The organism is Prochlorococcus sp. MIT 1304 (assembly GCF_047305015.1).
Lineage (GTDB): Bacteria > Cyanobacteriota > Cyanobacteriia > PCC-6307 > Cyanobiaceae > Prochlorococcus_A > Prochlorococcus_A marinus_E.
Window position 1 is genome coordinate 837,311 of sequence record NZ_CP138974.1, and the last position, 25,737, is coordinate 863,047.

A 25,737-nucleotide genomic window follows, 5' to 3' on the forward strand; every position below is an offset into this window, starting at 1 on the left:
CATTAACTTAGTTACTTTATGTAAACATAATAACGAGATCTTGTTCCTTATGTGTGCCAAAAAATTATTTTCTTGGAAATATATTGAAACAAAGAAATCTTTTTGGAGAGATTTTTTTAATTAAGAACATTTTTTGTGAAGTTATCTTAGTATTTGATACTCAGATTAAAATCTATTATGAGAAACTTTCCTGATATTAATGAAATAAAGCTATTAGAAAAAAATTCTCAAAAAAATGGTAGCGGAATAGTACATGAGGAATTGTTAGGAATATGGAAGTTCAAGTATGTATGGGGGAAGGAGTCAGATGAAATCAAAAATATACCTAGTTCGATTCTCCAAGTATTGTCGGCAACACTCGAATTAAAAAGTAAAAATAAAGAGGATCAAATAAATTTTGAAATAAAAAATTCAATTAATTTCGGATTATTAAATATTACCTTTATAGGGAGGGCAGAATTAAAAGGGCTTAGACCTCTATTGGCGTTTTATTTTGAAGAATTGAAAATTAGTATTAGTAATCTACCAATATTTAATAAGAAACTAAAAAAACCAGAAGATAAAAAAATGCCTTTTTTCTCACTTGTAGGAATTAGCACTAAAGATAATTGGTTATGTGCTAGAGGCAGGGGTGGAGGGCTTGCAATATGGGTTAAGTCTTAATTTAGTGGTATTCTCCTGGATGATCTACCTTTCTTACAGTAACTTTTTCAACTTTTTGTCCATTAAATCTTAAAAGATCATCTCCTGAAAAGTCATAACCTAAGCGTTGTCCTAACAGGGCTACATCATCTGCTGTAGATAATGAAGTAACCTTCATTTTTAAGTCTTCATCGGATTGCATCTTAATTAAAAATTTTCTTATTTCAGAAAAACTCATTACTAGAATTTGATTGATTGATGTGAAAAAATTTTATAAAATCTTTTTCTTAGTAAGAACGAGATAAATAGATAATCATTATACTATTTTTATGACTTACTTATTCCTCTATATAGTTGGTGTAATTTTAATATGGTGGACATATCGTGTTGGTTGGCTTGAGGCGGTCAAAACAGTAGTTAAAGTTATAGTTCCCTCAGTGCTTATTATTTTATTTAACATTAAAGCCGGAAGATTACTTTTCAAAAGTCCTTTAGTCGGTTTATTAAGCGCTTTGCCTACTTCTATTTTTATTTTTAGAGGTTCATTGCCTTTAGTTAGTTATATTAATAACTGGATTGAAAATAAAGTGAATAATTATGATGATTCGGAGGTTATAGATACTGATTCCGTACCCTTAGATGATTAATTTAATCAAATCCAAGAAATAATTCTTTGTGTACAACAAGTACATCAAATAAAGTTGTTCCATGAATAGGACTTAATGGGATCTTATCTATATTCAATGCTTCTGCACAAATTAAATGAGCATCCCATTTTGTATCGTGATCACTTATTTCAATTGACCACTCAATTACTTTTTTGAAATGATCTGGCATCTCTGAACCAATTTTTCTGCAAATTTGACATAGAACTGACAAAAGAGGAGGTTTTGATGGCCTTTTTAAATCTTTAATAAGACTTGGTTGTGTAAAAACACTTGTATAGCGGATGTAGTCTATTAATTCATATTCTTCTTTAGTAAGAGCTGCTTTATCTAATGCTCTTTCAAATTCGTATATGGGGGTTATGGGCCTATCCAAGATATTAGTTGTTGCTGTTTTCTGAATCTATTTTTTCTTGATTAATTTCATTGCTTTGATTGCTTTCTATAGATTTAGGAGATTCATCTTTATCTTCTTCTTTCATAACTTGATCGATTTCATTTTGAAATTCATTCGACGCTTTTTTAAGACTTTTCAAAGTTTTACCAAGCTGTTTTCCTAATTCTGGAAGCTTTTTTGGACCAAAAATTAAAAGAGCTAAGATAAGTATTACAGTAACTTCAGGTAAACCTACACCAAAAATATTCATAGCTGATAACTATTTAACTAATTAGGAAATATACTTTTAAATATAGTCAAATCATGTAAAAATTTCATTCTCTGAATAGCTTTATTAATATTAAAAAATTTTGAAAAATATTATTGTTATTAATACTCCTTTAAAGAAAACTAACCAAAGTAATTGATAATCACTCAATTTAAATTTTTTTTGGTACCAATTTATAAAAGTTTTATGTTTATCTATTAATTTTTTCATTTTCACCGAGATTATTTATTACTATCACTAATTTTATCTTAATTTCTTTTATTGTTATTTTATAGAAATCCTAGATCCAACTCAAATTGGATTATTCTATTAAAGTTTAATCTTTTTCTGCATTAATTTTTTCTAAATTATTGAACTATTCGCTAAATATCTACTATTTTAAAAAAATGAAGTACTTGTTTATTGTTTTTTACCTAATTTTTCTTATTTATCCAGCTGAAGCCGTTACCACAAAAATGTTTAAAGTATTGGATACGTGTGCGAGATATCGACTCGGTGAGGTTAATGCTAAAGAGGCTATAGAAAAACTAAAATTAAAATTAACTAATTCTTCCACTAGTCAGCCAAAGGACTTAGTAAAAAAATATTGCTCAGTATTTACTCCAAATGAAAAAATTGAATTTTAATCTTAGCAATACATATTTAATTATTCTTTCTTTGAATAATCTTTAGCTTTGTTTCTTATTTCTTTGACTTTTTTAAAATTAGTTATTTTTAAGTTAAAAATAACTCCCAAAAAAAGGATAAGAAATAAAAAAATATAAATTATTAATTCCATATTATTGAATTAATAAATTCACCATAGTTCAATTCACCATAGTTTATTTCAATAATTTTTTAGTATCTTTTAAAACAAAAAAACTTACTTTAATATCAGTTATTTACTTAATGGCCACAAAAAAAACATATTAACCTCTAATATGGAACTTTATAAGAATCATTGTGCAGATTGGAGATAAAATTCCAGAATTTTCTTTACTGGATCAAAATGGAGTTAAAAGATCAAATAGGGGTTTAAAAAATCCCCTTGTTTTGTTTTTTTATCCAAAAGATGATACTCCTGGTTGCACTATAGAAGTTTGCGGATTTAGAGATAAATATGACTTATTTAAAGTATTAGGTGCACAAGTTTGGGGAGTAAGTAATGGAAGTACTTCAAGTCATTTGGCATTTGCTAATAAAAATAAATTACAATATCCATTACTTTGTGATACGAATGACTCTCTTAGGAAAACTTTTAAAGTTCCTAAAGTACTAGGTTTTATGGATGGTAGGGTAACTTACGTTATTGATCGCAAAGGGACAGTTAGGCATATTTTTAGAGATTTATTGAATGGTCCTGAACACATTAAAGAGGCTATTAGAGTACTTAAGGAAATTCAAAATCAATAAATTATTATTCTAATAATTTTAGATTAATAAGTTTTGTTTTATTATAGTTTCAGCTTTTTTTTAAATATATGAAGAAAATGGGAATGCAGGCTGTTGATCTTGCTATTCAAAATGGAGTGGATCTTGACGGTACTCCAATCCCTCAAAAAATGCTAGATCTATACAATAGAATTATGGATGAGGAGAATAAAAGACAAAGGAGTGGTGTTAAAAAATCAATGAGAAATAGATGCGTTAAAACGGGTTCTAAGCATTTTAATAAAGAAACATTGAATCAATTATTAATAGACTCGGGATGGGAAGGTCTCAAGGAAAAGGAAATTTTATTTTTTTATGACTAAAAAAATTTTTAAATTATCTTAGGATATATATGGTAAATTTTATTTAAATTAAAAAACTGAGAAATAATAAAATATTTTTTTAGATCTAATTTTTTGAATTATTTAAACCATCCTTTTTTGTTAGTGGATATTATTTTCTCTTTTTCAGCTTTTGTTTTATTACTTGCTTTTTTGAAAGCCAAGTTGGCTTCTATAACTGTGACTATTGATATGAAAAAAAGACCAGAAATTCCAATTATTTGTTCAAATTGAGAAGGTTCTGAAGCACCTTGTAAAAAAATACCTGAAGCGAACCATACAGTACTAGCAGTGATGGTAAAAAAATAGGGTTTCCATCTTCTTTGATATAAGTAACCCGATCCTAAACCAGGAAAAAAATTTAAAAAAGATGCTACCCACCCTTTTGAAGATGCAAGTATTTCGTCTCTTGAGGGATAAGACATCTATGTTAGGTATTTATTAAATGTGAATTAATATAAGCAAAAGATATTGCTGCACAAATTAACCAACTAAAGGGTAAGAACATTCTTATTTTTTCTTTATTGTTGTTCATTTTTTAATTATGGAAAATATTTTTAAAATCTGTGGATTTAATAGATACTTTAAAACTATAAGAATTAAAAAAGACGGTTTTTAACCGTCTTTGAAAAAAGTAATTTCTCTAAAAATAAATTATTTATCTTTTGAGGCTGAGAGTACTTTAAGTTCTTTTTTTACTTCTTTTTCTCTCTCTTCAAGATGTTTTAGTTGAGCTTTAAAAGCATCTTCAAGTCTTACTTTTTGTGTTGTAATTTCATTAAGCTCTTCTTGATGTTGGCTTTTCTTTAACTCCTTCATTTCACTATCAGAAATAACATATACAGGGCGATATGAAGGTGTTTCAAAAAGAAGATCAAACATTGAATACATAAGTGACCTCTGAATTAGTACAAATTCAATATCTAATAATTCTTTGGAATATGAAAGGATAAATACCGAAGATATTGATACGGCAAATACACCGAATTTCGGTTTACCTAACATAACCGCCCAGTATTTACCGATCGAATTTTAAGGTATGTTTTAAAGTAATAATGAAATTATTCTAAAAATCCAAATCCCAAAGAACTAAAAATGGATTTAAAAATTACTAAAACGTTAGTAATCCCATCCAATGAAATTAAGTGGCGATTTTCCAGATCCTCCGGTCCTGGAGGACAAAACGTAAATAAAATTGAAAGTAGAGTAGAGATTATTTTTGATTTAGATGATTCCAAAGTATTAAATGATTATCAGAAAGAAATTCTTAAGAGAAACTTGAAAAATAAATTAGTAAATAATAGCTTGCGTTTAGCGGTTCAAGAACACAGAAATCAATTATTAAATAGGCAGTTAGCTTTAATAAAATTTAGTTCAATCATAAAAAATGCCTTAAATAAATCATTAAAATTAAGAAAATCTACACAACCAACTAAAGCATCACAAAAGAAAAGAGTTGAGGTTAAGAAAAAACGTGGTGCATTGAAAAAAAGTAGACAAAAAGAAAAAATATATCAAATATGAATCAACTAAATAAATATTTTTCTCGCAGATTTTAATCAAACATGTGATAAATTTAATTTTATTTTGGTTTATTGAATTCAACTAATGATTTCTGGTTAATTGACTCCAATTTTGTAGGTGTGATGCGTTTCTACAAAGATAAAGATCATTCAGATAAATCTATTGATTATATGTTTATTGAAGAAGGAATTATTATGGGAATTCATGGAGAAAATCCTCCATTAATGAAAACTAGAAAAAAAATTATCATAGAAGAAGCAAGATTATTGTGGCAAAAATTGTTAAATGAAGGTTGGCAAAAAACTAATAAAAAATGGTGAGTAAATTCTACAAAAACTTTTTTAATTTCAGAAAATAAATGACCCTTTAGGGTATAGCCTGGAAATTTTTTCTTGTTGTAAATATTTCTTTTTTTTGATGTCTTTTTCATATCTTCTCAACATCATTAGATAGTTTGTAACTCCAAAAATTATTAAAAATACAATAAATCTTATTCCTGCCTCAAAGTTCATATGAGTATTAAGCTTTATTTTAATCTGACAATTACTAATCAAAAATCAATCGGTATTTATATCTAATTTAAGCGTCTATTAAAAATCTTTATTGATTTTAATGTGTAAAAAAAACACAACAAAAGTAATATTAAAATTGCACTAAAGCTTCCGATTGGGTTTGGAATATTTTGTGTAAAAGGCCCTGCTAAAAAAGAAGGTGTATTTTCTTTGAATTCTATTAATCCGTTATTTAATAAAAACCAAATACCAACAAGTCCTCCATGAATTCCGATGGAATTCCATAAAGAACCTTTATCTCTAATTTTTACTAATGATAGAAATATCCCAAGTAAAATAAATCCCAAACGTAATCCTACTATGTTCCAAAATACCTCATTTGATAAATTATGAACGAAGCTAAAAATTATAGCTTGTAAAGATATTGATATTTTTGTGCTATATTCAAATTTTAATTCTTCTAGTAACCAGCCTCTAAAAATTATTTCTTCTGCGAATCCAACACCTAATCCCAGGACAATAGAATTTAACAATATTATTGGTGAGAATTCACCTATCCAAGAAATATAATTTTTTTGCAATAGTGGTACCAGAATTAGAATTATTAAAACTAAAGCAAATAAAATACCTTGAGAAAAATTGAAAAAGTTTTTTAAGAATTTGTCTTTTGTTATCCCAAGAAGTATCCAAGCACTAGATTTGTTTCGTTTGATATAAAACCAATATGGGAGTAAAAAGATAAAAAGTAAGAAAGTAATAATAGTACCAATTAAGGATAAATTTTCTTTTTCAAAATTAAACAATAAAAGTGGCTGAGACAAAGCCCAGCCAATGCCATAAAGAATAGGAATAAAAAATATAGTGGATAAAATTCTTGGTCTTAATAGAAAAAAACTTCTAATTAGCATCATTACATTTTTCATTTTAGTTTGAATATTAATTAACCCCAGCCATTGTCTCTTATTATTCTAACTACTTGTTCAAAAAGTTTTAGCTTTTTCTTTTTACTATACTTTATGTTTTTTGAAAGATTAGATAAATCTTTATAAAATTGCCGAGTTATTTTATCTTCTTTATCACTAGGCCATAGTAAGTCTGAGCCCGCTTCATATTCTTCTTTATATCTTTCTTTAATCAAATGTTTTTTTTATATCCTAATAATTTAAATTTTACTTATTGCAAATGCTTAAAAGTGATGTTTATTAAATTTGTGTATTTATTTAAAATTTATGCTGATTAATCTTTCAACTTTAATTTTTACATTATTATCTCCATTGCTTATTTTTGCAGTAATAGTATCTGTTTACTTATTTCATTAGGAAGTATTTATCAAATAAACTTAATTAATTTAAGGGTGTATTATGCCAACTTTTTCTAATACAAATGATAAAACTGCAATTACTGTCATTAGTGTTAAGATCTTGTTCTTTTTGATGAAATCCATAATGAATATTAATAATCTATTTATTAAATTCTTATATAGAATAATAAATATTTAAAATCATTATATCAATTACGATGGAGCCAATATATTAGGGAGATTTAATTCCCTCAATTGCTTCTTCTAAAAAGATTATTGAAAAATATTATAAAGGAAAAAGAAGGGGAATTTTATAAAGAACTTATTGGCCTAGATTTTAATTATCCTGATTGGTAAATATGCTTACTAAAAATAACTTTTGCCTTGGCAGATTGGATTAGAGAGTGGCGTAAGTGCAGTTATAACAATCATTCTATTTATGAGTGTGTAAAATTTGTTGAGTGGAAAGTGGAAGATTATAAACTTTCTGATATTGATAAAGTAATATTTGAATTTATTTTGCTTTAGGAATCTGAATGAATAAGGATTATAGACTTTAATTTTTATATTTATCTTTTAAAAACAAAGGGTCATTAATATCCTCTTACAAATTAAGAAAAAAGTAAATCAGCATATTTACGGATTTACTGAAAATATAAAAAGGAGTAATTTATAAATGTTGAGTTCGGAGGCAATCTAAATGATTGATAGTCCGCCTGAAATTTAGCAAATTCCAAAATATAGGAAGCGTATTCCTGAGAATGGGATTATTCGAAAATTCAAGTTCAATCAATTAGTCTGATAAGACTTCGCTTTATAATTACTAGCGACAAAAGGGACTGAAATTATCGAGAGAAATCCCCGAATTCACGTATTCTAGGTTTATGAGTAAATAGACTTTAAAATATGTAATTTTATATCCTGTTAGAAGGAAATCAAATATCAAAAAGGACTGTATCCCCAGTCCTTTTTTTTTAATAAATTACTTCTAAACTAGACTTTTTTTTCGATAGTATGGATTTATTAAGTGTTTAAAAATATTTCACAATGAAAGATCAAGTCTTGTTTCCTAAAATTGAAGTTCGTGAAAAGGGTTTTTTACAAGTAAGTGATATTCATACGATTTATTGGGAAAGATCAGGCAACCCAAATGGTAAAAAAATACTAGTTATTCATGGAGGCCCAGGAGGAGGAAGTCAACCAAGATATAGAAGATACTTTGATCCAGATAAATTCGATATTATTCAATTTGACCAAAGAGGTTGCGGTTCTTCAACTCCTTTCTCAGAATTAAAAGAAAATTCGACTAATCATTTAGTTGAGGATATTGAGAAATTAAGGATTTTATTAAAAATAGATAGTTGGCATTTGTTTGGTGGATCTTGGGGCTCAACACTTTCACTTATATATGCAATTAAAAATCCCTCTAGAGTTATAAGCTTAACTTTGCGAGGAATATTTTTATGTAGAAAGTTTGAATTATTGTGGTTCTATCAATATGGTGCAAGTGAGATATTCCCTGATGAATTTGAAGAATATATTTCTGTGATACCAAAACAAGAAAGAAATGATTTGATAACTTCTTTTTATAAATATCTAACATCATCAGATGTAAATCTTAGATCAAAAGCAGCAGCAGCTTGGACAAAATGGGAACTCTCAACAAGTCATTTAATAAATAAAAAATTTGATTTTGATAAGTCTGAAGTTAATTCTTTTTCAGATGCCTTTGCAAGAATCGAATGTCATTATTTTATTAATAATATTTTCTTAGAGGATGATTTTATTTTGAAAAATATAAAAACAATAGAATCGATTCCAACAAAAATAATTCAGGGTAGGTATGACGTTGTGTGTCCTGTTAGGAGTGCTTGGGATCTAAATAAAAAATTAAAGAATTCTGAATTAATTATTGTTGATGATGCTGGTCATTCAATGAGTGAAAAGGGCATTACTAAAGAATTAATAAAAGCTATAAAAGGAATTCAAAATCTCTAAAAGAGAAAATATTCCTTTAAAAATTAAAGGCCATTATCTTCAATATTTTGTGCAATACTCCTAAGAAGTTCGACGATATCAGAATCTTCGCATTGAGTATCTTCTTTGAGCAAAATGCATTCATCTCTAATACTTACATTAGTACTCCACCATATACCAGAACTATTGGTATCGTCCCATTGAAATCTTTCAGACATAATTAATAAAATCTAATAAATACATTAAAGCTTGCATTAGTTCATCGTGGAATTATTTATTTAATTTCAAAATTTAAAAAACTTTCCTAGGCGATAAAAGGAAACTGGAAATTTCTGACAATAAAATTTAGAAATCTAATTTCAGTTCGTATTGTTTTTCCTTTTCCTTAGAAACATTTTTTTTATTATTTATGTTTTTTCTAGGCCTTTTTCTTGAGCCATGCTTTAAATAAATTTCTTTTGAGATATCCCAATATCCATCCTTTTTAGTGATTTCCTGAATTTTCTTCTTTGCAGTTCTAGTGCTAATTGGGATGTCAATTATTGGTCTTATGTAATTAATTTTTTCATATTCTTCTTGATTAAATATAGATAGTAGCCATGGTTCATGAATGAAATTAAGTGATATATCTTTTAATTCTGGTATCCATTTTTTTATAAATTTACCTTGAGGATCATGATCTTTTCCCTGCTTAATAGGATTATAAATTCTATTCGTATTTATAGACGTAGTTCCAGATTGCATTTGGCATTGGTTCCAATGTATTCCAGGCTCATAATCTACAAATTTATTTGCTAATTCAGAACCTGAATCTTGCCATGGTAGCCATAAATTATAGCTAGCAAAAGACATTAACATCGCTCGCATCCTGAAGTTAATCCATCCATTGAAATTTAATGAACGCATACATGCATCTATAAAAGGAAAGCCCGTATTACCTGAACTCCATGAATAAAGTAATTCATTATTTTTTTCTCTAATATTTTTAAAAAAAGGATGGTATTCCCTAAACTCTAGTTCTGGTTCACTTTCAAGTTTCTGAATAAAATGACAATGCCAAGTTAATCTGCTTTTTAACATCCTAGAATTATTGTTTTTTGATATATTTGCCCTTTTAAAAATTTCTTTTAATGAAATGCATCCCCAACAAATATATGGGGATAGTCTTGTACAACTATCAAATGATTTTTCTGGGCTAGATATATCTTTTGAATAAGAATCTAATTTATTACTAAAGAAGTATTGCATTCTCTCTAAACCTTTCTTTCTTCCACCTTGCATTCTTCCTGGACAAGTTTCTTTTTTAAAGGAAAAAATTTTGTCTGAGGGTATTTCTCCAATATTTAAGTTAATAGAATTAATTCTTAATGGTGCTTTAAGTAAGTTTTTTTCAGAATTTTTTTGCCACTTTTTAGACCAATTATTCCTATCTAAATTTCCTCTGAAAACTGAAAATTGTAGAAATTCCTTCCAAATAATATTTTTACTTAAAGCCCATTCCCTTACTTTTTGATCTCTTTTATAAGTAAGCCAATCTCCGGTTTCTTGATGGCTATATAAACCTTTGATCTTAAATTTTGAACTAATTTCATCAAATATATTAATAACATTCCCAGTCCTAATAATTAATGGTTGTCCAATCTCAGCAAGTGCATTTCTTAAATCTATTAAACTTTCTTTGCAAAATTGCCATTGTCTATCTGAATGAGTATTTTGGTTCCAAATATCTAACTCAATAATATAAATAGGTAAAATATCATTATCTTTTATAGCCTCACAGAGAGCTTCGTTATCAAAAATTCTTAAATCTTTCTTAAACCATAAGATATTTATTCCTTTCATAATTTTTTCTTTTAATCCTAGAAAAATAAGATTAAGTTTGTAGGTAAAAAATATAAAAAATTTTAGAATAACTAAAAATCAAAAAAATGAAAATAACAAAAAAACTTTGGGAGGATAATTATGAGATTGCTTTACTAAGTTTAAATACAAAATTTGTTCAAGGTTTAAAGAATGGAAATCTCCCTAAAAATATATTTCAAGAATATTTAGCTCAAGATTATTTCTTTTTAGAGACTTTTGCTAAGGCTTATGGTCTTGCTGTTTCCAAATCAAAAGATAAGTACTCAATAAGGAAGTTAAGTGAACTGTTAATGGGCGTTTCAGAGGAGTTAATACTTCATGAAACGTATGCAAAAGAATGGGATATTGATTTCTCTAATAACTATATAAAAAAAGCTACTAAAAATTATACAGATTTTCTTGATGATACTTCCAAAAGACTCAGCTCCGTTGAAATAATGTTTGCAATGACTCCATGTATGCGACTTTATTCTTGGATAGGAAAAAGTTTGTATGAGGAGGATTTTGACATTAAATATAAAAAATGGATAATTACTTATTCTGATGAGAGCTTTGAAAAGCTAGCAGATTCACTAGAAAATCTTATTGAGACTAATAAAGAAACATATGATATTAAACAGGCCAAATATTTATACAGGAGAGCTATGGAATTGGAGTTAGATTTTTTTAATGCATATTCAGATTTCTGATTTAAATTTAAATGTACTTATAGTACTTTCAAAAACAAGTTAATAAATTATGTATTCTAAAATTGCACTTTCAATAGGCGGTAGTGACTCCGGGGGTGGAGCAGGCATACAGGCTGACTTGAGAACTTTTATGGCCCTCAAAGTACATGGATGTTCTGCTATTACATGTATTACCGCACAAAATAGTATAGAGGTTACATGCGTTCAACCAGTAGAGAAGAATACTTTATTAAATCAGTTAGATACTTTATTTGCTGATTTTGGTATTGATGCCTTAAAAACTGGAATGTTATTAAATGAAAGTATAATTAATGATACTGCTTCAAAATTAAATACATACAAAATAACCAAAATTATTGACCCAGTAATGGTGACAAGAACTGGTTCTAAATTACTGGAAGATTCTGCTATTAATGCTTATAAAAAACTCTTATTACCAATTGCTGATTTGGTAACTCCAAATATTTATGAAGCAAATCTACTGTCTGGTTTAGAAATAAGGAGTAAAGAAGATATCGAAAATTCAGCGAGAAAAATTATTGGTCTTGGAGCTAAAGCGGTACTTATAAAAGGTGGCGGTTTAAAAGATATGAAAGGGAAGGATTTTTTCCTTGACTTAAATGGTAGAAAAGAGTGGCTATTTAATAATTTTATAAATACAAAAAATACCCACGGTAGCGGCTGTACTTTGAGTGCTGCTATTTGTGGTTACAAGGCTTTAGGTTTTGATCTATTTGATTCCATACAAAAAGCGAAATTATTTGTTGAGAAATCTTTAGACAATTCTTATAAAATAGGCTCTGGCCCTGGTCCCTTAGGCCATCATTAATTATTTATAGAAGTGGAGTTAGAACCACCATTTTCTGTAGGGCTTTTTTAAAAATAAGATTTCTTCAGTCTCCCATCCTCCCTCCAACCACTCAAGATGCTCAAGTAATAAAGACTCACTCTCCCTTTTGCTTAGTTGCCCAATTCTATTAGCAATACCATCGAACCTTACTTTCATCAATTCCTCAATCTTGATGTTATTCATAGGTTAAATAATAAATTTTTTCTACTCTTACTTGTATACATTTTCTTGTCAACGATTTAATTTTATTTGTTTACTAGCAGTTCTTAAATATGTATTAAAGATAACTTTTTAAAATAGATAGTAATTAAGACTTATTCACATAGATTTAATTAAAGACTAATTTATATAAAAATACTTTAACTATGAATAAAGAAGAAACATCAAAGCAAAAAACTATTTTAAATGTAGGCTATTGTGAAACGACCTCTGAATGGCTCAATAGAATCATTACTGAATTGGCAGATGAAAATAAAAATTTTGTAGATTTGTCAGTTATTTGTGCTTAATTTTTTAGAAAATATAGTTTATTTTCATTTTTTTTCAGTTAGCTTTTAAGTATAAGAGAAATTTAAAAGATATTTTTTGATGTGAATTCTAATAAAAAAAATATAGAAATAATTAAACAATTCAATTTATCTCCTCATCCTGAGGGTGGATGGTTTAGAGAGATAGTAAGGAGTGAGAATTCTCTAATAAGAGAAGATGGCCAAAGTAGAAACTTTATTACGGGAATTTATTATCTTTTGGAGAGAGATGCAAAAAGTGCTTGGCACAGAGTAAAAAATGCTGATGAAATTTGGATTTATTTAAGGGGCGATCCTCTGAATTTATGGTGCCTAGATAATGATAATAAGTTAATAAGAAATTTAATTTTAGATTCCAATAATCCAGTAGAAATGATCCCATCTGGATATTGGCAAGCTGCAAAAAGTACAGGCGAATTTACTTTAGTGAGTTGTTGTGTTGGCCCTGGCTTTGATTTTAAGGATTTTGAATTACTCAGAAATACAAATCATACTTCTAGATTGGATAAAGCAATTAATGATCTTATTTGAGACATTTTTTTGTTTATATTTTTGAAATTATCCTCTAGATTTATAAGGCTACTCAATCAATCTATATTTAATGAATCAAAATTCTGTCAAAACAATTGGTATTTATGATGAACCAAGGAAAGATTCATACTTAGTGTATGTAAATCAGGCTGATGGATTAAAAGGCATCCTTAATAGGGATTTTGATGAATGGTCGAATTTTGATAGTTGGGAAAGTATTTCAGTTCAGCAATGGATTTTTTCAAGAGCTTTAGAGGTTTTCAGAGGTAAGAAAATTGATATTAAATGCGACTGTTGTGAACATAATGATTTAATCCCAAATGATTTTGAGAGTATTAAAAAAGAAAAATGTTTTGGCAAAAAAAGTGCTTTCATGATTGAAAAAGTTGTAGATGAAATTGTATTAGCTAAGGCAAGAAGAGAAAGTGATGGAACATATTCTGCGTAAGATTCATAAATATCTATGGAGTGAAAAATCTTTTATTTAAAAGTGAAAATTATCAGAAGAGCCAATCGTTAAATTTCTAGTGGACATCTTATGGAACTTATAGTGTACCGAATCACTGAACTCCTTTTCATCTGAGTAATTCACAAGATCCACTGGGTCGATGTTTTCATCGAACCATGCATCATATTCAATATGGTTTGGTTCAGCAAAATAACTCATATCCAATTAATAGCTTTCAAAAAACATATAAACGGTACAAGCGATACCAAATTAACATTCTTAATTTTTAGATAATTCATATTTTTAACTTTTTCATAAAGATTAGTTGCTAGAAAGATAGAAGAAATATCTATAAATTAATGTCTCTAGATACAACCATGGTTTCTATCCATCCCCACTTCACAATCAAGGATGGGAAGATGGACCAGTGCATAGCTCTTTTAGAAGAAATTTTGGTACTGACAAAAGCTAATGAACCTGACTGTCTTTTTTTTAATATCACTTCTTGCGGTTCAAATAAGGCTTATGTAAGAGAGGCATATAAAGATGGTGCCGCCGCTTTATTTCATCTCAAAAATATGGGACATATGATTCCCAAGCTTTTTGAAGTGTCAGATATTACTGTGCAGGTCCAAGGCCCCGCCAAGGAGATTGAACCCTTGAAGGAAATACTGCCAGACGCTGATTTCTACGAAGCAATATCTGGATTCTGATTTAGGTTGTATACATTGACAGTCGATCGCTAGGGGCTTTTAGCCCCCTTTTTATTTAGGAATTCAAAATAAATTAATCTTCCCTTTACTTATATCAAGTAACTATATTATCAGCTCAAATATTATTTTTATGGCATCAACTTTTTATATTGTTCATCATGAATTTAAGGCAGGAAAAGCCGAAAAATGGTGGGATACAGCTTATGCGGCAATGTCACCAGGTGGTGGATGGGATGATGCGGTAGCAGCTAATAAAGAAAAAGGATTTTTTAACCATTCTGCAAATGCCGTAACTAAAACTGGTCCTGTATATTGTTTTTGGGAAGTAAAAGAGGGTATTTCAGCTGAGGAGTTTCAAGAGTTTATAGACGGCCCCTCTGGACCAGGTTTCGGACAAGATGCTCTGATGAATATCTGTAAACCAATTGACATATCATTAATGAATGGACAAACACCTTATCCACCAGTTTTTTCTTGATTATTGACAGTCGATCTAAGATAAGAAGAAATTAGCCTTTTGTTATGACTATTGAAACTACTGTTTTCACCTTTAAACTTTCAAATACATTTGAGGAGTGGGTAAAAATGTTTGATAGTCCAGAGATAGATGAATTTCATAAAACGGTAGGACTTACTCCTCTATATCGTGGCAAAAGTTTAATTGATCCAAAAGAAGTTATTGTTATTCATCAAGCTGAAGAAGGTGTGGCTAAGCATGTTTTTTCAGATCCTGAAACCATTAAGAATATAGAATCTGGAGGACATATTTATAGCACAACGAAAATCACAAGTTGGGTTTCTGATTAGTCGAAAAAGTAACTATGCAAATTTATACAAGTTTAATGCGGAACAGGAGTCCCATATAAGATCTTTAAAAACTAAATTAGGATATAGCTGATTTTAGGATAAGAGTATTAAGTAATTAGTTCGACTAAATTATTAATAAGAGTCTGAGTGCAAGCGGTAACCACAAGCATAGAAGAAGCATTAGTAAAAGAGTAATAGCATGGATATTTGGAATGTAATGCTCTTTTAAAATTTGTGTTTTCATAATTTATCTCGCCTTCTTAAGTTTGATTTCTCTTCTGATAAGCAACGCTATTACCACAACACACATGTTCATTAGAAATACGTCTAATGGCATTTTCTAAAAAAGTCTCTATTTAATTAATAGCAAGATTATTGATCTACGAATCAAGAGATGATTACAAATGTTTATTGGCTTAATAAAAAGGAATTTAAAATTAAATTTATGCTTAAATATCTCAATTCACATAACTATTAAATGGCTTATTCAGAAACAAGAATAGTAATAGGCGGTCTAGCTCATGTACCTGTTCTTATTTTTATAGCCAATTTTGTTAAAGGTAAGTTTGGGATTAAAACTGAAGAGACAAAAGATACTGTAGTCAAAGGAGAGCCAGTTAAAATTATTGGGGTAAAAGATACTGTAGTTAAAGAAGGAAAAGCAGAAGCTATAAAAGAAATCTCTAGTAAGCTGGACAGTATCGAAAAGAAGGCTGATAAACTTTATGAAAAGGTAAAGAAGAAAAAAAAGGATAAGAAGAAGAAAAAAAAGAATAACTAGATTGAGATCCTATCAAGCACTAATATGTCTTGAGCTTGGATTGTATCTCTCTTATCTTCATCTTCGGGATCTTTATAAGATTCAATTTCAGCTTGAATTTTTCTCTTGTAAACTCCTTTGATATAGTCCATTTCTCTTTTGTCTTTGTCCAGAATTGAGAATGGTGATCTTTTTAAGTTCATAACTTTCTCCTAAAAAAATAAATTTAATCAGCTCCAGTTTTTATCAGATTCAACAAAGCTATCCAATGTTTGCTGATTCCTGATTTCTTCTTCAAGAAGTTCTTCTTCTGATCTTTCTTCAATCTCAGATTTATAATCTTCTTTTAGTGTGGATTTCGTAGACATTTGCTCATGACGACTACATCTATGTTCTAACTAGTTAGAGAAGCCATTCGACTAATAAATATGTACGGTTTGAGGTACTCCCATATACGGATAAAAGATCAACAATTTAATTTAAATATGGATAAAAAGTATGAAATTTTGATCAATTTTTGCCTTTAAGAATCATCAATAAAGGTAGACCAATAAGCATCAAACTCCCATCAATTAATAAAAAAGTATTCAGGTTCATTTATCCATTCCTTCTGGGGTATCCCAATTTAGAAAAATCCCTTTTTTAATTGGTTGTCTTTTCATATCATCCATCTCTTTTCTGATTTTGTTGTAGTAGGCCAACTCCTCTGGATCATCAGAACCAAGACCATAATTCATGATTGCTGCAATATATATTTTGTGCATCCGGTATGACGATAGTGGCATTACTAAAAGCAAATTATTTTAAATATATTTGAATTCTAGTTAAAATGCTTATCTACGAGATCTCAGTTATATTAATCAATTGCTCAAGTGCCCTCGTCGGGACTTGAACCCGAGACCTCTCCCTTACCAAGGGAGTGCTCTACCGCTGAGCTACAAGGGCAATTTTAAAGTGGGCCGGGTTGGATTTGAACCAACGTAGGCAGAGCCAGCGGATTTACAGTCCGCCCCCTTTAACCACTCGGGCACCGACCCCCACTATTTGAACTTATCAGTTAATGGACACTTTGTGTGAAATTGTTTTGGTTTTTTTGTTTCTTTCTAGATAGCATTTGTAAAGAAAAGACTTTATTGATGATGAATATTTTATTGATAAATGGACCAAATCTTAATCTTTTGGGCACTAGAGAACCTGAAATATATGGTAATAAAACATTGAGTGATATAGAAAAAGATTTAACTAAAGTTGCTAAAGAAAAAAGTATTAATCTTGAATGTTTTCAAAGTAATCACGAAGGAGAAATAGTAGATAAAATTCAGGAGTCTGTAAAAAGTATCCAAGGTATTCTTATAAATGCTGGTGCTTTTACTCATACCTCGATTTCTATTCGTGATGCTTTAATTGGATCGAAAATTCCTTTTGTAGAGTTACATATTTCAAATATTTTCAGTAGAGAAGATTTTCGTAAAGAATCTTTTCTTACAGATAAAGCTATAGGAATTATTAGTGGATTCGGCATATCAAGTTATTCCTTAGCTCTTGAAGGAATTATTGGATATTTGAGTATTAAAGATTAAATGCTAGTCGATTTTAAAAGGCCCACTTCTCATATTAAATATTTATCGTCATTTACCTCAGATGAGTGGATCAAACTCGCATTATCTAATCCAATAGATATTCTTATTGACCATGCTCATTGTGAAAGAAAAGCAGCAGGAGTAGCTATTCAATTGATGTTTAGATATCCATCAGAACCAAATCTGGCAGAAGTTTTAAGTCCAATAGCGAGAGAGGAACTAGAGCATTTTGAAAAAATACTTTATTTTTTAAAGGATCTTGGACATTCTCTTGAGTCCTTAAAACCGCCACCATATGGAGCTGAGTTGTCCAAGAATATAAGAAAGGAAGAGCCCAATAGAATGCTTGATAGTTTCTTAATAGCAGGACTTATTGAAGCAAGAAGTCATGAAAGATTAAGCTTGCTTGCGTTGAATTATGAAGATAAATCGTTTAAATCCCTTTATGAGTCTCTGCTAGAGAGTGAGGCAAGGCATTTTGGAGTTTACTGGAAACTAGCGCAAACTAAATTCTCTAAAGATCAAACTTTCAAAAGGTTAGAGGAATTGTCTGAAATTGAGTCAGCAATACTGGCTGAAACTTTTATATTGCCAAGGGTACATAGCTAAAGTTAATAAAATAAAAATGATAATAAAAAAGTTCTTAAGTTTACTTAATCCATATAAAACTGATTTACCAACATTCACCATCGTTGGTGTAGGTCCTGGAGATCCATCGCTTTTAACAATTGCTGCTGTAGATGCAATAAAAAAAGCGAAAGTTATATTTTTTCCAATAGCAGATGATAATAAAAAGAGTTTTGCTGCGGAAATAGTCAAGAAATACACCAAATTTAAAAAAAATATCCCTGTCATCTTTCCAATGGCTAGGAAGGATTTTGATCCTGATGAAATATGGTCTAATGCTGTAGAAAAAATTGTGAAATCCATACAAAATGGCGAATCAGTTGTTTTACTTTGTCTTGGAGATACTTCACTATTTGCAAGTTCTTCTAATATCTTGAGGTTAATAAAAAATAATCATGCTGAAATTATTACCAAAACAATACCTGGTATTTCCTCTATTTCAGCGGCAGCAGCTTTGAATGATTTTGATTTGGTAAAAAAAGGCGAGACATTGATCATCAAAGAATGCCCTTCTTCAGAATCTGAATTAACAACCCTAATTAGGGAAAGTAAGGAAAAAAAAATGGTATTGGCCATTATGAAAGTTGGCAAAAGATGGAATTTAGTAAGGGAAATTTTAAAAAAAGAGGATATCATCAATACGACATTAATAGCTTTAAGTGTTGGAATGCCTGATCAAATTATTCAATATGCATCACAATATAATAAGGAATTTATGCCTTATTTTTCTTTGATTTTGATAAGGTTCGATTAATGTATAAAAAAGAAAAATTAGTTGAAAATAAATTTACATGGCCAATATGTAAGGATCTATTATTTCTTGTTCTCGAAGATAGGGTTAGTGATGTTTTTGTTTGTGAATTGGTTTGGGAAAGACTTTTTTATACTAAAGAACTATCTATAAATGATTGGGCCTTTAGCGCATTAACTCCTTCTTATTGGTCAGAAAAATTTGAAAAAGCTCCTCAAATCATTTCAGAGCGACCAGCCTCAATACATTTGACTCGATCAATTCCAAAAGAATATAAACAGGGATTGAAAAATTTTCTCAATTTTAAAGGTTATAGGATTAATGAACTTTATCCAAGAAGAACTAGAAGAGCGACGGCTGTAAATTGGTTGATTTATTGGGCGATTGAAAATGATTGTTTTTCAAAAGATAGTGGATTAATGCCAAGTCCTAGTTCACCCCCTGTTAATCCAGTTAAGGGACATTTTGGCGATCCACAAATTAAATAAGTTTTTTTGAAAAAGGTAAATGATTCTATTAAAGGTATAGTTGTAATAGATACTACTTTCTTTGGAGAGAAGAATTGATTCTTCCTACAATAGCAATTATCGGAAGACCTAACGTTGGGAAATCTACCTTAGTTAATCGTCTTTGCCAAAGTAATGATGCAATAGTATTTGATAAGCCAGGTGTTACAAGAGATAGAACTTATCAAAATGCTTCATGGGGAGGTAAGGAATTTCAAATAGTTGATACTGGAGGTTTAGTTTTTGATGATGATAGTGAATTTCTCCCAGAGATAAGGACACAAGTTTTCTTAGCTCTAGAAGAGGCTTCACTCGCGTTACTGGTGGTAGATGGGAATCAAGGCGTTACTGATGGTGATTTATCAATAGCAAAATGGTTAAGAAACTCAAGTTGTAAAACAATTGTTGCTGTTAATAAATGTGAATCGACTACTCTAGGAATATCCCTAGCTTCAGAGTTCTGGAAATTAGGATTGGGCGAACCTAACCCTGTTTCAGCTATTCATGGCTCAGGTACTGGAGATCTTTTAGATCTCGTTATTGGCGAACTTCCTGAAAATAATATCCAGGATGATGAAGAAAAGATAATGATGTCTATTATTGGTAGGCCTAATGTTGGTAAATCTAGTTTGTTAAATTCAATCTGTGGGGAAAAAAGAGCAATAGTTAGTGATATTAGTGGTACGACAACTGATTCAATAGATACGCTCATTAAAAAAGGTGATAATCATTGGAAAATTATTGATACTGCAGGGATTAGAAGAAAGAAAAATGTTAAATATGGGACTGAATTTTTTGGTATTAATAGGGCTTTTAAATCTATAGATAGAAGTGATGTTTGTGTTTTAGTTATAGATGCTATTGATGGAGTAACTGATCAAGACCAGAAGCTGGCTGGGCGCATAGAAGAACAAGGCAGAGCTTGCATAATTGTTGTTAATAAATGGGATCTTGTAGAAAAAAATAGTTCAACAATTTACCAAGTAGAAAAAGAACTTAGATCTAAACTTTATTTTTTACATTGGTCAAAAATGATTTTTATATCTGCCCTAACTGGTCAAAGGGTTGATAATATTTTTGAGCATGCTCTTAATGCTGTAAATCAACATAGAAGAAGAGTTACAACATCTGTAGTTAATGAAGTACTTAAAGAATCAATCAGTTGGAAAAGTCCTCCAACGAAGAGAAGCGGCAAGCAAGGTAGGCTTTATTACGGTACTCAAGTAAAGAACAAACCTCCCACTTTTACTCTTTTTGTAAATGACCCTAAATTATTTGGAATAACTTATAGAAGATATATTGAAAAACAAATTAGAGTAAATTTAGGCTTTGAAGGCACACCCCTCATTTTACTTTGGAGAGGAAAACAGCAAAGAGCTTTAAATAAAGAAGTCGAAAGAGAAAATATTGAGTTAATTCAAAAAGATTAATGAATTTGCTAACCAAATTTTCTGTTGGTCAATACGTTCATGGTAATAGAAGTTGGCTAAGAATTATAGATAGTAGATTAAAAATAATTATTGTAATGATATTTTTAATCACTCCAATCTGGGCAGGTCCAATATGGAGATTAAGTTTAGTTGGTTTTTTACTATTAGTTACTTTTTTAAGTTTATTGCCATCTAGAGTATGGTGGCGATCATTATTTTTTCTCTCATGCTTGTCACTTTTAATTGGATGTATATCAATTCTTGCCTCTTCTGATATTCAATCTCTTGATGGCTATTTGAGAAATCCCAATGAGTTGCAAGTAGTACTGGAGACCCAAAAAGAATGGAATATTTTGCAAATTCCTTCGCAGAAGATATGGTTTATTAATTTTGGTCCCTATAACTTATCAAGAAAAGCCTTTGAACTAGGAATAAAAACCTCCACTTTGATATTTACCGTTATTCATAGTGTGAATTTGATGCTTTTGACCACATTGCAGGAAGACATTGTATGGGGATTAAGTTGGTTTATGTATCCCTTAAGAAAGATTGGATTGCCAACTAGTAAGTGGCTGTTTCAGTTGTTAATTGCATTACGTTTTATTCCTCTAGTGCAGGAAGAACTTCAAAATATCATTAAATCAGTGTCAGTTAGATCAATAAATTTTCGTAATTTAGGATTAAAGAAATCTTTTAATGTTTTGTTAATCTTAGTGGAGAGGTTATTTCAAAATATTTTTCTGAGAATCGATCATGGAGCAGAATCATTACTTTCAAAAAAAAATATTATTATTAAAACCAACAGATTTAGAACTCTTTATCCTTCAAAATCACTCAATGTAATTGTTAATACATTATCGATTTGTTTTATTTGCATAGCAATTTTTCTTAGAAAACTGTATGGTGCATTATAAATAACACAATATTTAGGTTTGAGTTCTGAGCGTTATTTAAACCATCCAACATTTGGTATGTTATACCAAGTCTCTCCTGAAAATGATGGGAGAGATATTTATGCGACTTTATATGCTCAAAAAATGTTTTTTTTGGTAGAAGTTAGACAGAGAGAAGTTTTTTTTGAAGTTATACCTTACTTAGATGCTCGTAATCAGGCGGAATTAAACCTTCAAAAAGCTAGAAGAAAAGGATCTGAAGAACTATCTAAATGGGATAATTTATTTACGCAAACTTTCTTATAAAATGTGAACCCTGCAAATTATTTAGAAATAAAAAATAAAATTCCTTCAAATGTAAATATTCTTGCGGTAAGTAAAGGATTTAAAAGTCAAGAAATCAAGACTATTCAAAATATAGGTCAGAACGATTTTGGTGAAAGTAAGGTTCAAGAGGCGCTTGAAAAACAATTAACCTTAAAAGATCATAAACAAATAAATTGGCACTTTATTGGAAGAATACAAAGTAATAAAATAAGAAAAATAGTTCAAAATTTTAAATACATTCATTCAGTAGATTCATTTGAAAAATTGCAAAAGATTTCTAATATTTCACGTGAAGAGAAGAAAAATCCATTAATAATGTTGCAGGTTAAGTTGAGTGATGACCCTACCAAAGGAGGCTTTAATCCTGAATTTTTAATAATGAAATGGAGGGAAATTCAAGAGTTGAAAAATATTTCATTAACCGGTTTGATGACTATCAATCCTAAAGGACTTAGCTCTAAAGAAAATTCAGGCTTGTTCAAAAAATGTCGTGCTCTCGCTGATTCACTGCAACTACCAGATTGTTCAATGGGGATGTCTGGTGATTGGGAGGAAGCTATTGACGCTGGATCTACTTGGTTAAGATTAGGATCATTGATTTTTGGAGGTAGATTCTAATTAGTTATTTTTTTATAAAAATCTTATCTATAAACTTGCAGTTAAGTTCAACTAACGTTATTTAAGTATAGGTAGTTTATTCATTTAAAAAATGGATCTATTACTTAAGGTTCTTAAACCTTAGTAATCAATTTCAAGAGGATTTAAAAGGTGTCACTTATTTCTAGATTAAAGGCAGTTGTTGCAGGGGATGAGTATCTCGAGGATGATTTTGATGAGTTGGATTATGCTTCAGAGGATGAATTAAATGATATTAATAATTTCAAACAAAATCCAAAGAATGCAAATGCCCTTGCAAATTCCAATCCATTCGATTTTATGAATAACAACAGATCATCAAAAGTAGTTGGTATGCCTGGAATCTCAAATTCATCCTCAGAAGTAAGCTTAATGGAACCAAGAAGTTTTGATGAGATGCCTCAAGCGATACAAGCATTAAGAGAAAGAAAAACTGTAATACTAAATTTAACTATGATGGATCCTGATCAAGCTCAAAGAGCGGTTGATTTTATTGCTGGGGGCACATATGCAATTGATGGACATCAAGAGAGAGTCGGTGAAAGTATTTTCCTTTTTGCTCCAAGTTGTGTAAATGTAACTAGTTCTTCCCCAGAAGAAGCTTCTCCTTCTTCTGTATCTACGGAAAAAACACCACAATATAGTTTGGGCAAAAATACAACCCCTGAACCAGCATGGGGTAATTCTAAATTAAGTGCTTATTCATGATTAATCTGTGACAGATAAAATTGCGGTAATTGGTTTTGGAAATATTGCAAGTGCTATAGTTACCCCTCTATTAGATAAAAAATTAATTCAGCCAGAAAATGTTTTTTGTGTTGTAAATACTGAAAAAAGTTTAGAAAAAATAAAAAATAATTATAAACATAATATAAACGTTTATAAATCAGGTTCTAAAGAGTCAAAAATAATTTGGGATTGTCAATATAAACTTCTTTCGATAAAACCCCAACAATTAAATTACATAAGTGAGGCCTATCATATAAAAAATAAGGACAATTTAATAGTTTCTATTCTTGCCGGAGTTTCAATAAATAGACTTGCTCAAAAGTTTCCTAATCATAAATGTGTGAGAGTGGTTACAAATATTCCAATAACTATTGGAAAAGGTTTAACAGGGATTTCTTGGGGTAAAGAAATCACAGAAGATCAGAAACAATTTACAAAAAAATTATTTGAAAATACTAGTAAGATTTATGAATTTACTGAAGATTACCTTGATATATTTTTAGCTTTAACTTCATCAGGTCCTGCAATTATTGCTTTAATTATAGAAGCATTAAGTGATGGAGGATTAAGCGGGGGATTACCAAAAATAATTTCAGAGGAACTTGTTATGGAAATGATACTAGGGACTATTTGTCTAATAAAGGAAAAAAAACTTACTACTTCTGAGCTTAAAAATTTAGTAACCTCTCCGGGTGGAACAACTATTTCTGCTTTAAGGGTTTTAGAAAAAAAGAGTGTAAGGTCAGCATTAATTGAATCAATAGTTTCAGCTAGTAATAGAAGTAAAGAGTTTCGTTAGGTTTTATAATTATCTTTTAAGTTTGTATAAACTTTTTCAAGTGAATTTATATTTTTAGTAATTGTATATCTCTCAAGTACTCGTTCTCTAGCTTTTTCACCAAGATCTTTTGTAAATGACGGATGTTCCACAAGAATTGGGATTATAGTTTTCAATTGTGCAGCCACATTATCAGTTGAAATTACTATTCCTGCTCCTTTATCTAAAACTTCGCCATCAGCTCCGGCATCGGTAGCTACACAAGCTGTACCAGCAGACATTGCCTCTAAAAGTGATAATGATAAACCTTCTACTAAGCTTGGTAAGAAAAACACCTCTGCTATTTGCATTATTGCTATCCTAGTTTCTAAATCTAATTCGGCACCCCACCAAATTAATTTCTCATTACCCAGGTTAGAAAAACTATTTTGAAGTGTTGGCTTCATTGGTCCATCACCAACAATAACTAATTTGCAATTATGAGTTTTTGTTTGGCGCCAAGATCTTAAAAGTGCCTCAATATTTTTCTCATTTGCAATCCTTCCCATATATAAAAAGATTCTTTCGTTTCCAAGTTTGTTTTTTACTTGAGCATATTTTTTACTTTTTTCGTAAAAAGGTTTCCAAATATTTTCATCAACGCCGTTTGGAATAATTATTTGTTTTTCTTTAGGTACTCCTAATTTCTCAAGAACATTTTTTTGAGGTTCAGAAAAAATAATTATTTTATCGAACTTTGCTAAAGAGGGAGCATAAAGTTGATATGTTAATTGTTGAGTGCTCGCAGTTAGATTTCTATTTTTTGCATCAAATGGTGGATGAAATGTTCCTATAAGAGGAACATTAATTTCATTACAAAGCTCTGGAAGTCTAAAGTCTAAAGGAGATAAAGTTAGGCTTGCATGTACTATGTCAGGTTTTAATCTTTCCAATGATAGCCTTAGCTCTTTTTCTGCCCTTGGCGAGGGTATTGTATAAACTTGAGATTTAATTAAATACGGGAGACTTACATCAGGATCATTTGCAAGAAATAATGGGTTTGATGAATTTGAACTAGAGGGATTGTCGAAATGAATAAAACTAATTTTATGCCCTCTGGCCTTTAATTCCTTAGTAGTTGAATTACCGTAAGTTACATTTCCACAAAAAGGGGATTTTTTCCCTAACCAGGCAATATGAACCACACTAATTGAATTAACTATTTATTAAGTTAACAGGCAAAGGCGCCATGATCATATTTTTTAAATTTTTAATGC

At 29.8% G+C, this 25,737-nt stretch carries 41 protein-coding genes and 2 tRNA genes; 27 read left to right on the plus strand and 16 right to left on the minus strand.

The window, feature by feature from the left end; genetic code table 11:
* Positions 1-177: 177 nt before the first annotated feature.
* Entirely contained in the window at positions 178-663 is a 486-nt protein-coding gene (locus tag SIB45_RS04615; RefSeq protein WP_011862378.1) for a hypothetical protein, read from the plus strand.
* A 1-nt stretch (position 664) separates the two neighbouring features.
* Here SIB45_RS04615 and SIB45_RS04620 read toward each other — a convergent pair whose 3' ends face one another.
* Positions 665-844 (minus strand): Nif11-like leader peptide family natural product precursor, encoded by a 180-nt coding sequence (locus SIB45_RS04620; protein ID WP_413682107.1) that lies wholly within the window; start codon positions 842-844, stop codon positions 665-667.
* A 127-nt stretch (positions 845-971) separates the two neighbouring features.
* Between SIB45_RS04620 and SIB45_RS04625 the strand changes: the two genes are divergently transcribed.
* Positions 972-1,289 carry a hypothetical protein gene (locus SIB45_RS04625; RefSeq protein WP_011862380.1) on the plus strand — a complete coding sequence of 106 codons (318 nt, stop codon included), beginning with the start codon at positions 972-974 and terminating at the stop codon, positions 1,287-1,289.
* Between the two features lies 1 nt (position 1,290).
* Here the strand turns inward: SIB45_RS04625 and SIB45_RS04630 are convergent, their stop codons facing one another.
* Together SIB45_RS04630 and SIB45_RS04635 are read right to left on the minus strand one after the other, a co-directional pair.
* Positions 1,291-1,683 (minus strand): hypothetical protein, encoded by a 393-nt coding sequence (locus SIB45_RS04630; RefSeq protein ID WP_011862381.1) that lies wholly within the window; start codon positions 1,681-1,683, stop codon positions 1,291-1,293.
* 4 nt (positions 1,684-1,687) lie between these two features.
* Complete coding sequence (locus SIB45_RS04635) at positions 1,688-1,954, minus strand: TatA/E family twin arginine-targeting protein translocase (RefSeq protein ID WP_011862382.1); 267 nt, start codon at positions 1,952-1,954, stop codon at positions 1,688-1,690.
* A 473-nt stretch (positions 1,955-2,427) separates the two neighbouring features.
* Between SIB45_RS04635 and SIB45_RS04640 the strand changes: the two genes are divergently transcribed.
* The 3 genes from SIB45_RS04640 to SIB45_RS04650 all read left to right on the plus strand — a co-directional run bounded on the left by SIB45_RS04640 (position 2,428) and on the right by SIB45_RS04650 (position 3,705).
* Positions 2,428-2,598 (plus strand): hypothetical protein, encoded by a 171-nt coding sequence (locus SIB45_RS04640; RefSeq protein WP_011862384.1) that lies wholly within the window; start codon positions 2,428-2,430, stop codon positions 2,596-2,598.
* A 316-nt stretch (positions 2,599-2,914) separates the two neighbouring features.
* On the plus strand, positions 2,915-3,364 hold the full coding sequence (locus SIB45_RS04645) for a peroxiredoxin (RefSeq protein ID WP_011862386.1): 450 nt from the start codon (positions 2,915-2,917) through the stop codon (positions 3,362-3,364).
* 68 nt (positions 3,365-3,432) lie between these two features.
* Positions 3,433-3,705 (plus strand): DUF4090 family protein, encoded by a 273-nt coding sequence (locus tag SIB45_RS04650; protein WP_041484661.1) that lies wholly within the window; start codon positions 3,433-3,435, stop codon positions 3,703-3,705.
* Between the two features lie 98 nt (positions 3,706-3,803).
* Here SIB45_RS04650 and SIB45_RS04655 read toward each other — a convergent pair whose 3' ends face one another.
* Positions 3,804-4,148: a hypothetical protein gene (locus SIB45_RS04655; protein WP_011862388.1), complete on the minus strand. Its 345-nt coding sequence runs from the start codon at positions 4,146-4,148 to the stop codon at positions 3,804-3,806.
* Between the two features lie 229 nt (positions 4,149-4,377).
* Positions 4,378-4,728, minus strand: coding sequence for a hypothetical protein (locus SIB45_RS04660; RefSeq protein WP_011862389.1), 351 nt, complete (start codon positions 4,726-4,728; stop codon positions 4,378-4,380).
* 90 nt (positions 4,729-4,818) lie between these two features.
* Here SIB45_RS04660 and arfB point away from each other — a divergent pair, with 90 nt between their 5' ends.
* Positions 4,819-5,247, plus strand: coding sequence for an alternative ribosome rescue aminoacyl-tRNA hydrolase ArfB (gene arfB / locus SIB45_RS04665; RefSeq protein WP_011862390.1), 429 nt, complete (start codon positions 4,819-4,821; stop codon positions 5,245-5,247).
* Between the two features lie 71 nt (positions 5,248-5,318).
* Positions 5,319-5,567, plus strand: coding sequence for a DUF1651 domain-containing protein (locus SIB45_RS04670; protein WP_041484662.1), 249 nt, complete (start codon positions 5,319-5,321; stop codon positions 5,565-5,567).
* A gap of 254 nt (positions 5,568-5,821) precedes the next feature.
* Here SIB45_RS04670 and SIB45_RS04675 read toward each other — a convergent pair whose 3' ends face one another.
* Both SIB45_RS04675 and SIB45_RS04680 read right to left on the minus strand, forming a co-directional pair.
* Entirely contained in the window at positions 5,822-6,670 is an 849-nt protein-coding gene (locus SIB45_RS04675) for a CPBP family intramembrane glutamic endopeptidase (protein ID WP_225866355.1), read from the minus strand.
* Between the two features lie 29 nt (positions 6,671-6,699).
* Positions 6,700-6,897 carry a hypothetical protein gene (locus tag SIB45_RS04680; protein WP_011862394.1) on the minus strand — a complete coding sequence of 66 codons (198 nt, stop codon included), beginning with the start codon at positions 6,895-6,897 and terminating at the stop codon, positions 6,700-6,702.
* Between the two features lie 1,209 nt (positions 6,898-8,106).
* On the opposite strand from SIB45_RS04680, the gene pip reads away from it, so the two are divergent.
* Complete coding sequence (gene pip, locus SIB45_RS04685; RefSeq protein WP_011862396.1) at positions 8,107-9,057, plus strand: prolyl aminopeptidase; 951 nt, start codon at positions 8,107-8,109, stop codon at positions 9,055-9,057.
* A 23-nt stretch (positions 9,058-9,080) separates the two neighbouring features.
* Here the strand turns inward: pip and SIB45_RS04690 are convergent, their stop codons facing one another.
* Both SIB45_RS04690 and SIB45_RS04695 read right to left on the minus strand, forming a co-directional pair.
* Positions 9,081-9,254: a hypothetical protein gene (locus tag SIB45_RS04690; protein WP_011862397.1), complete on the minus strand. Its 174-nt coding sequence runs from the start codon at positions 9,252-9,254 to the stop codon at positions 9,081-9,083.
* Between the two features lie 127 nt (positions 9,255-9,381).
* Complete coding sequence (locus tag SIB45_RS04695) at positions 9,382-10,878, minus strand: FAD-binding domain-containing protein (protein WP_011862398.1); 1,497 nt, start codon at positions 10,876-10,878, stop codon at positions 9,382-9,384.
* Positions 10,879-10,964: 86 nt separating this feature from the next.
* On the opposite strand from SIB45_RS04695, the gene SIB45_RS04700 reads away from it, so the two are divergent.
* Positions 10,965-11,588, plus strand: coding sequence for a TenA family protein (locus SIB45_RS04700; RefSeq protein ID WP_011862399.1), 624 nt, complete (start codon positions 10,965-10,967; stop codon positions 11,586-11,588).
* Between the two features lie 49 nt (positions 11,589-11,637).
* Positions 11,638-12,417, plus strand: coding sequence for a bifunctional hydroxymethylpyrimidine kinase/phosphomethylpyrimidine kinase (gene thiD, locus SIB45_RS04705; RefSeq protein ID WP_011862400.1), 780 nt, complete (start codon positions 11,638-11,640; stop codon positions 12,415-12,417).
* Positions 12,418-12,435: 18 nt separating this feature from the next.
* On the opposite strand, the gene SIB45_RS04710 is transcribed toward thiD, so the two are convergent.
* Positions 12,436-12,621, minus strand: a complete 186-nt coding sequence (locus tag SIB45_RS04710) for a hypothetical protein (RefSeq protein ID WP_032515599.1) — start codon at positions 12,619-12,621, stop codon at positions 12,436-12,438.
* 182 nt (positions 12,622-12,803) lie between these two features.
* Here SIB45_RS04710 and SIB45_RS04715 point away from each other — a divergent pair, with 182 nt between their 5' ends.
* From SIB45_RS04715 to SIB45_RS04745, 7 genes are all read left to right on the plus strand, one after another.
* On the plus strand, positions 12,804-12,947 hold the full coding sequence (locus SIB45_RS04715; RefSeq protein WP_011862401.1) for a hypothetical protein: 144 nt from the start codon (positions 12,804-12,806) through the stop codon (positions 12,945-12,947).
* Positions 12,948-13,028: 81 nt separating this feature from the next.
* Positions 13,029-13,496 (plus strand): cupin domain-containing protein, encoded by a 468-nt coding sequence (locus tag SIB45_RS04720; protein ID WP_011862402.1) that lies wholly within the window; start codon positions 13,029-13,031, stop codon positions 13,494-13,496.
* Between the two features lie 70 nt (positions 13,497-13,566).
* Positions 13,567-13,944 (plus strand): hypothetical protein, encoded by a 378-nt coding sequence (locus SIB45_RS04725; protein WP_011862403.1) that lies wholly within the window; start codon positions 13,567-13,569, stop codon positions 13,942-13,944.
* Between the two features lie 419 nt (positions 13,945-14,363).
* The gene (locus SIB45_RS04730) at positions 14,364-14,657 is read left to right on the plus strand and encodes a hypothetical protein (RefSeq protein WP_144038812.1); all 294 of its coding nucleotides are present in this window, start codon (positions 14,364-14,366) and stop codon (positions 14,655-14,657) included.
* 130 nt (positions 14,658-14,787) lie between these two features.
* Complete coding sequence (locus SIB45_RS04735) at positions 14,788-15,135, plus strand: hypothetical protein (protein ID WP_011862406.1); 348 nt, start codon at positions 14,788-14,790, stop codon at positions 15,133-15,135.
* A gap of 44 nt (positions 15,136-15,179) precedes the next feature.
* Positions 15,180-15,464 carry a DUF3764 family protein gene (locus tag SIB45_RS04740; protein ID WP_011862407.1) on the plus strand — a complete coding sequence of 95 codons (285 nt, stop codon included), beginning with the start codon at positions 15,180-15,182 and terminating at the stop codon, positions 15,462-15,464.
* Between the two features lie 478 nt (positions 15,465-15,942).
* Entirely contained in the window at positions 15,943-16,245 is a 303-nt protein-coding gene (locus tag SIB45_RS04745; RefSeq protein WP_011862408.1) for a hypothetical protein, read from the plus strand.
* On the opposite strand, the gene SIB45_RS04750 is transcribed toward SIB45_RS04745, so the two are convergent.
* The 5 genes from SIB45_RS04750 to SIB45_RS04770 all read right to left on the minus strand — a co-directional run bounded on the left by SIB45_RS04750 (position 16,242) and on the right by SIB45_RS04770 (position 17,261).
* Entirely contained in the window at positions 16,242-16,427 is a 186-nt protein-coding gene (locus tag SIB45_RS04750; protein ID WP_011862409.1) for a hypothetical protein, read from the minus strand. The two genes, SIB45_RS04745 and SIB45_RS04750, sit on opposite strands and share 4 nt — an antisense overlap.
* 27 nt (positions 16,428-16,454) lie before the next feature.
* On the minus strand, positions 16,455-16,592 hold the full coding sequence (locus tag SIB45_RS04755) for a hypothetical protein (protein ID WP_011862410.1): 138 nt from the start codon (positions 16,590-16,592) through the stop codon (positions 16,455-16,457).
* A gap of 225 nt (positions 16,593-16,817) precedes the next feature.
* Positions 16,818-17,009, minus strand: coding sequence for a hypothetical protein (locus SIB45_RS04760; protein WP_025887487.1), 192 nt, complete (start codon positions 17,007-17,009; stop codon positions 16,818-16,820).
* Positions 17,010-17,097: 88 nt separating this feature from the next.
* Positions 17,098-17,169, minus strand: a tRNA-Thr gene (locus SIB45_RS04765).
* Between the two features lie 10 nt (positions 17,170-17,179).
* A tRNA-Tyr gene (locus tag SIB45_RS04770) sits at positions 17,180-17,261 on the minus strand.
* A gap of 102 nt (positions 17,262-17,363) precedes the next feature.
* On the opposite strand from SIB45_RS04770, the gene aroQ reads away from it, so the two are divergent.
* The 10 genes from aroQ to proC all read left to right on the plus strand — a co-directional run bounded on the left by aroQ (position 17,364) and on the right by proC (position 24,502).
* Positions 17,364-17,804, plus strand: a complete 441-nt coding sequence (gene aroQ, locus SIB45_RS04775) for a type II 3-dehydroquinate dehydratase (protein ID WP_025971782.1) — start codon at positions 17,364-17,366, stop codon at positions 17,802-17,804.
* Positions 17,805-18,413: a tRNA-(ms[2]io[6]A)-hydroxylase gene (locus tag SIB45_RS04780; protein WP_011862413.1), complete on the plus strand. Its 609-nt coding sequence runs from the start codon at positions 17,805-17,807 to the stop codon at positions 18,411-18,413.
* Between the two features lie 16 nt (positions 18,414-18,429).
* The gene (cobI, locus tag SIB45_RS04785; RefSeq protein WP_011862414.1) at positions 18,430-19,185 is read left to right on the plus strand and encodes a precorrin-2 C(20)-methyltransferase; all 756 of its coding nucleotides are present in this window, start codon (positions 18,430-18,432) and stop codon (positions 19,183-19,185) included.
* On the plus strand, positions 19,185-19,670 hold the full coding sequence (locus SIB45_RS04790; protein WP_011862415.1) for a DUF1823 family protein: 486 nt from the start codon (positions 19,185-19,187) through the stop codon (positions 19,668-19,670). Before cobI ends, SIB45_RS04790 begins: the two co-directional genes overlap by 1 nt.
* 74 nt (positions 19,671-19,744) lie before the next feature.
* Positions 19,745-21,118 (plus strand): ribosome biogenesis GTPase Der, encoded by a 1,374-nt coding sequence (der, locus tag SIB45_RS04795; RefSeq protein ID WP_011862416.1) that lies wholly within the window; start codon positions 19,745-19,747, stop codon positions 21,116-21,118.
* Complete coding sequence (locus SIB45_RS04800) at positions 21,118-22,032, plus strand: energy-coupling factor transporter transmembrane component T family protein (protein ID WP_011862417.1); 915 nt, start codon at positions 21,118-21,120, stop codon at positions 22,030-22,032. Before der ends, SIB45_RS04800 begins: the two co-directional genes overlap by 1 nt.
* Positions 22,033-22,050: 18 nt before the next feature.
* Positions 22,051-22,317, plus strand: coding sequence for a PII-interacting protein PipX family protein (locus tag SIB45_RS04805; protein WP_011862418.1), 267 nt, complete (start codon positions 22,051-22,053; stop codon positions 22,315-22,317).
* A gap of 3 nt (positions 22,318-22,320) precedes the next feature.
* Complete coding sequence (locus SIB45_RS04810) at positions 22,321-22,956, plus strand: YggS family pyridoxal phosphate-dependent enzyme (RefSeq protein WP_011862419.1); 636 nt, start codon at positions 22,321-22,323, stop codon at positions 22,954-22,956.
* Positions 22,957-23,106: 150 nt separating this feature from the next.
* A complete protein-coding gene (locus SIB45_RS04815) occupies positions 23,107-23,682 on the plus strand; it encodes a cell division protein SepF (protein ID WP_011862420.1) in 576 nt (191 codons plus the stop codon).
* A 7-nt stretch (positions 23,683-23,689) separates the two neighbouring features.
* Positions 23,690-24,502, plus strand: coding sequence for a pyrroline-5-carboxylate reductase (proC, locus tag SIB45_RS04820; RefSeq protein ID WP_011862421.1), 813 nt, complete (start codon positions 23,690-23,692; stop codon positions 24,500-24,502).
* Here the strand turns inward: proC and SIB45_RS04825 are convergent.
* Positions 24,499-25,665 (minus strand): glycosyltransferase family 4 protein, encoded by a 1,167-nt coding sequence (locus SIB45_RS04825; RefSeq protein ID WP_011862422.1) that lies wholly within the window; start codon positions 25,663-25,665, stop codon positions 24,499-24,501. The genes proC and SIB45_RS04825 overlap by 4 nt on opposite strands.
* Positions 25,666-25,737: the final 72 nt, after the last annotated feature.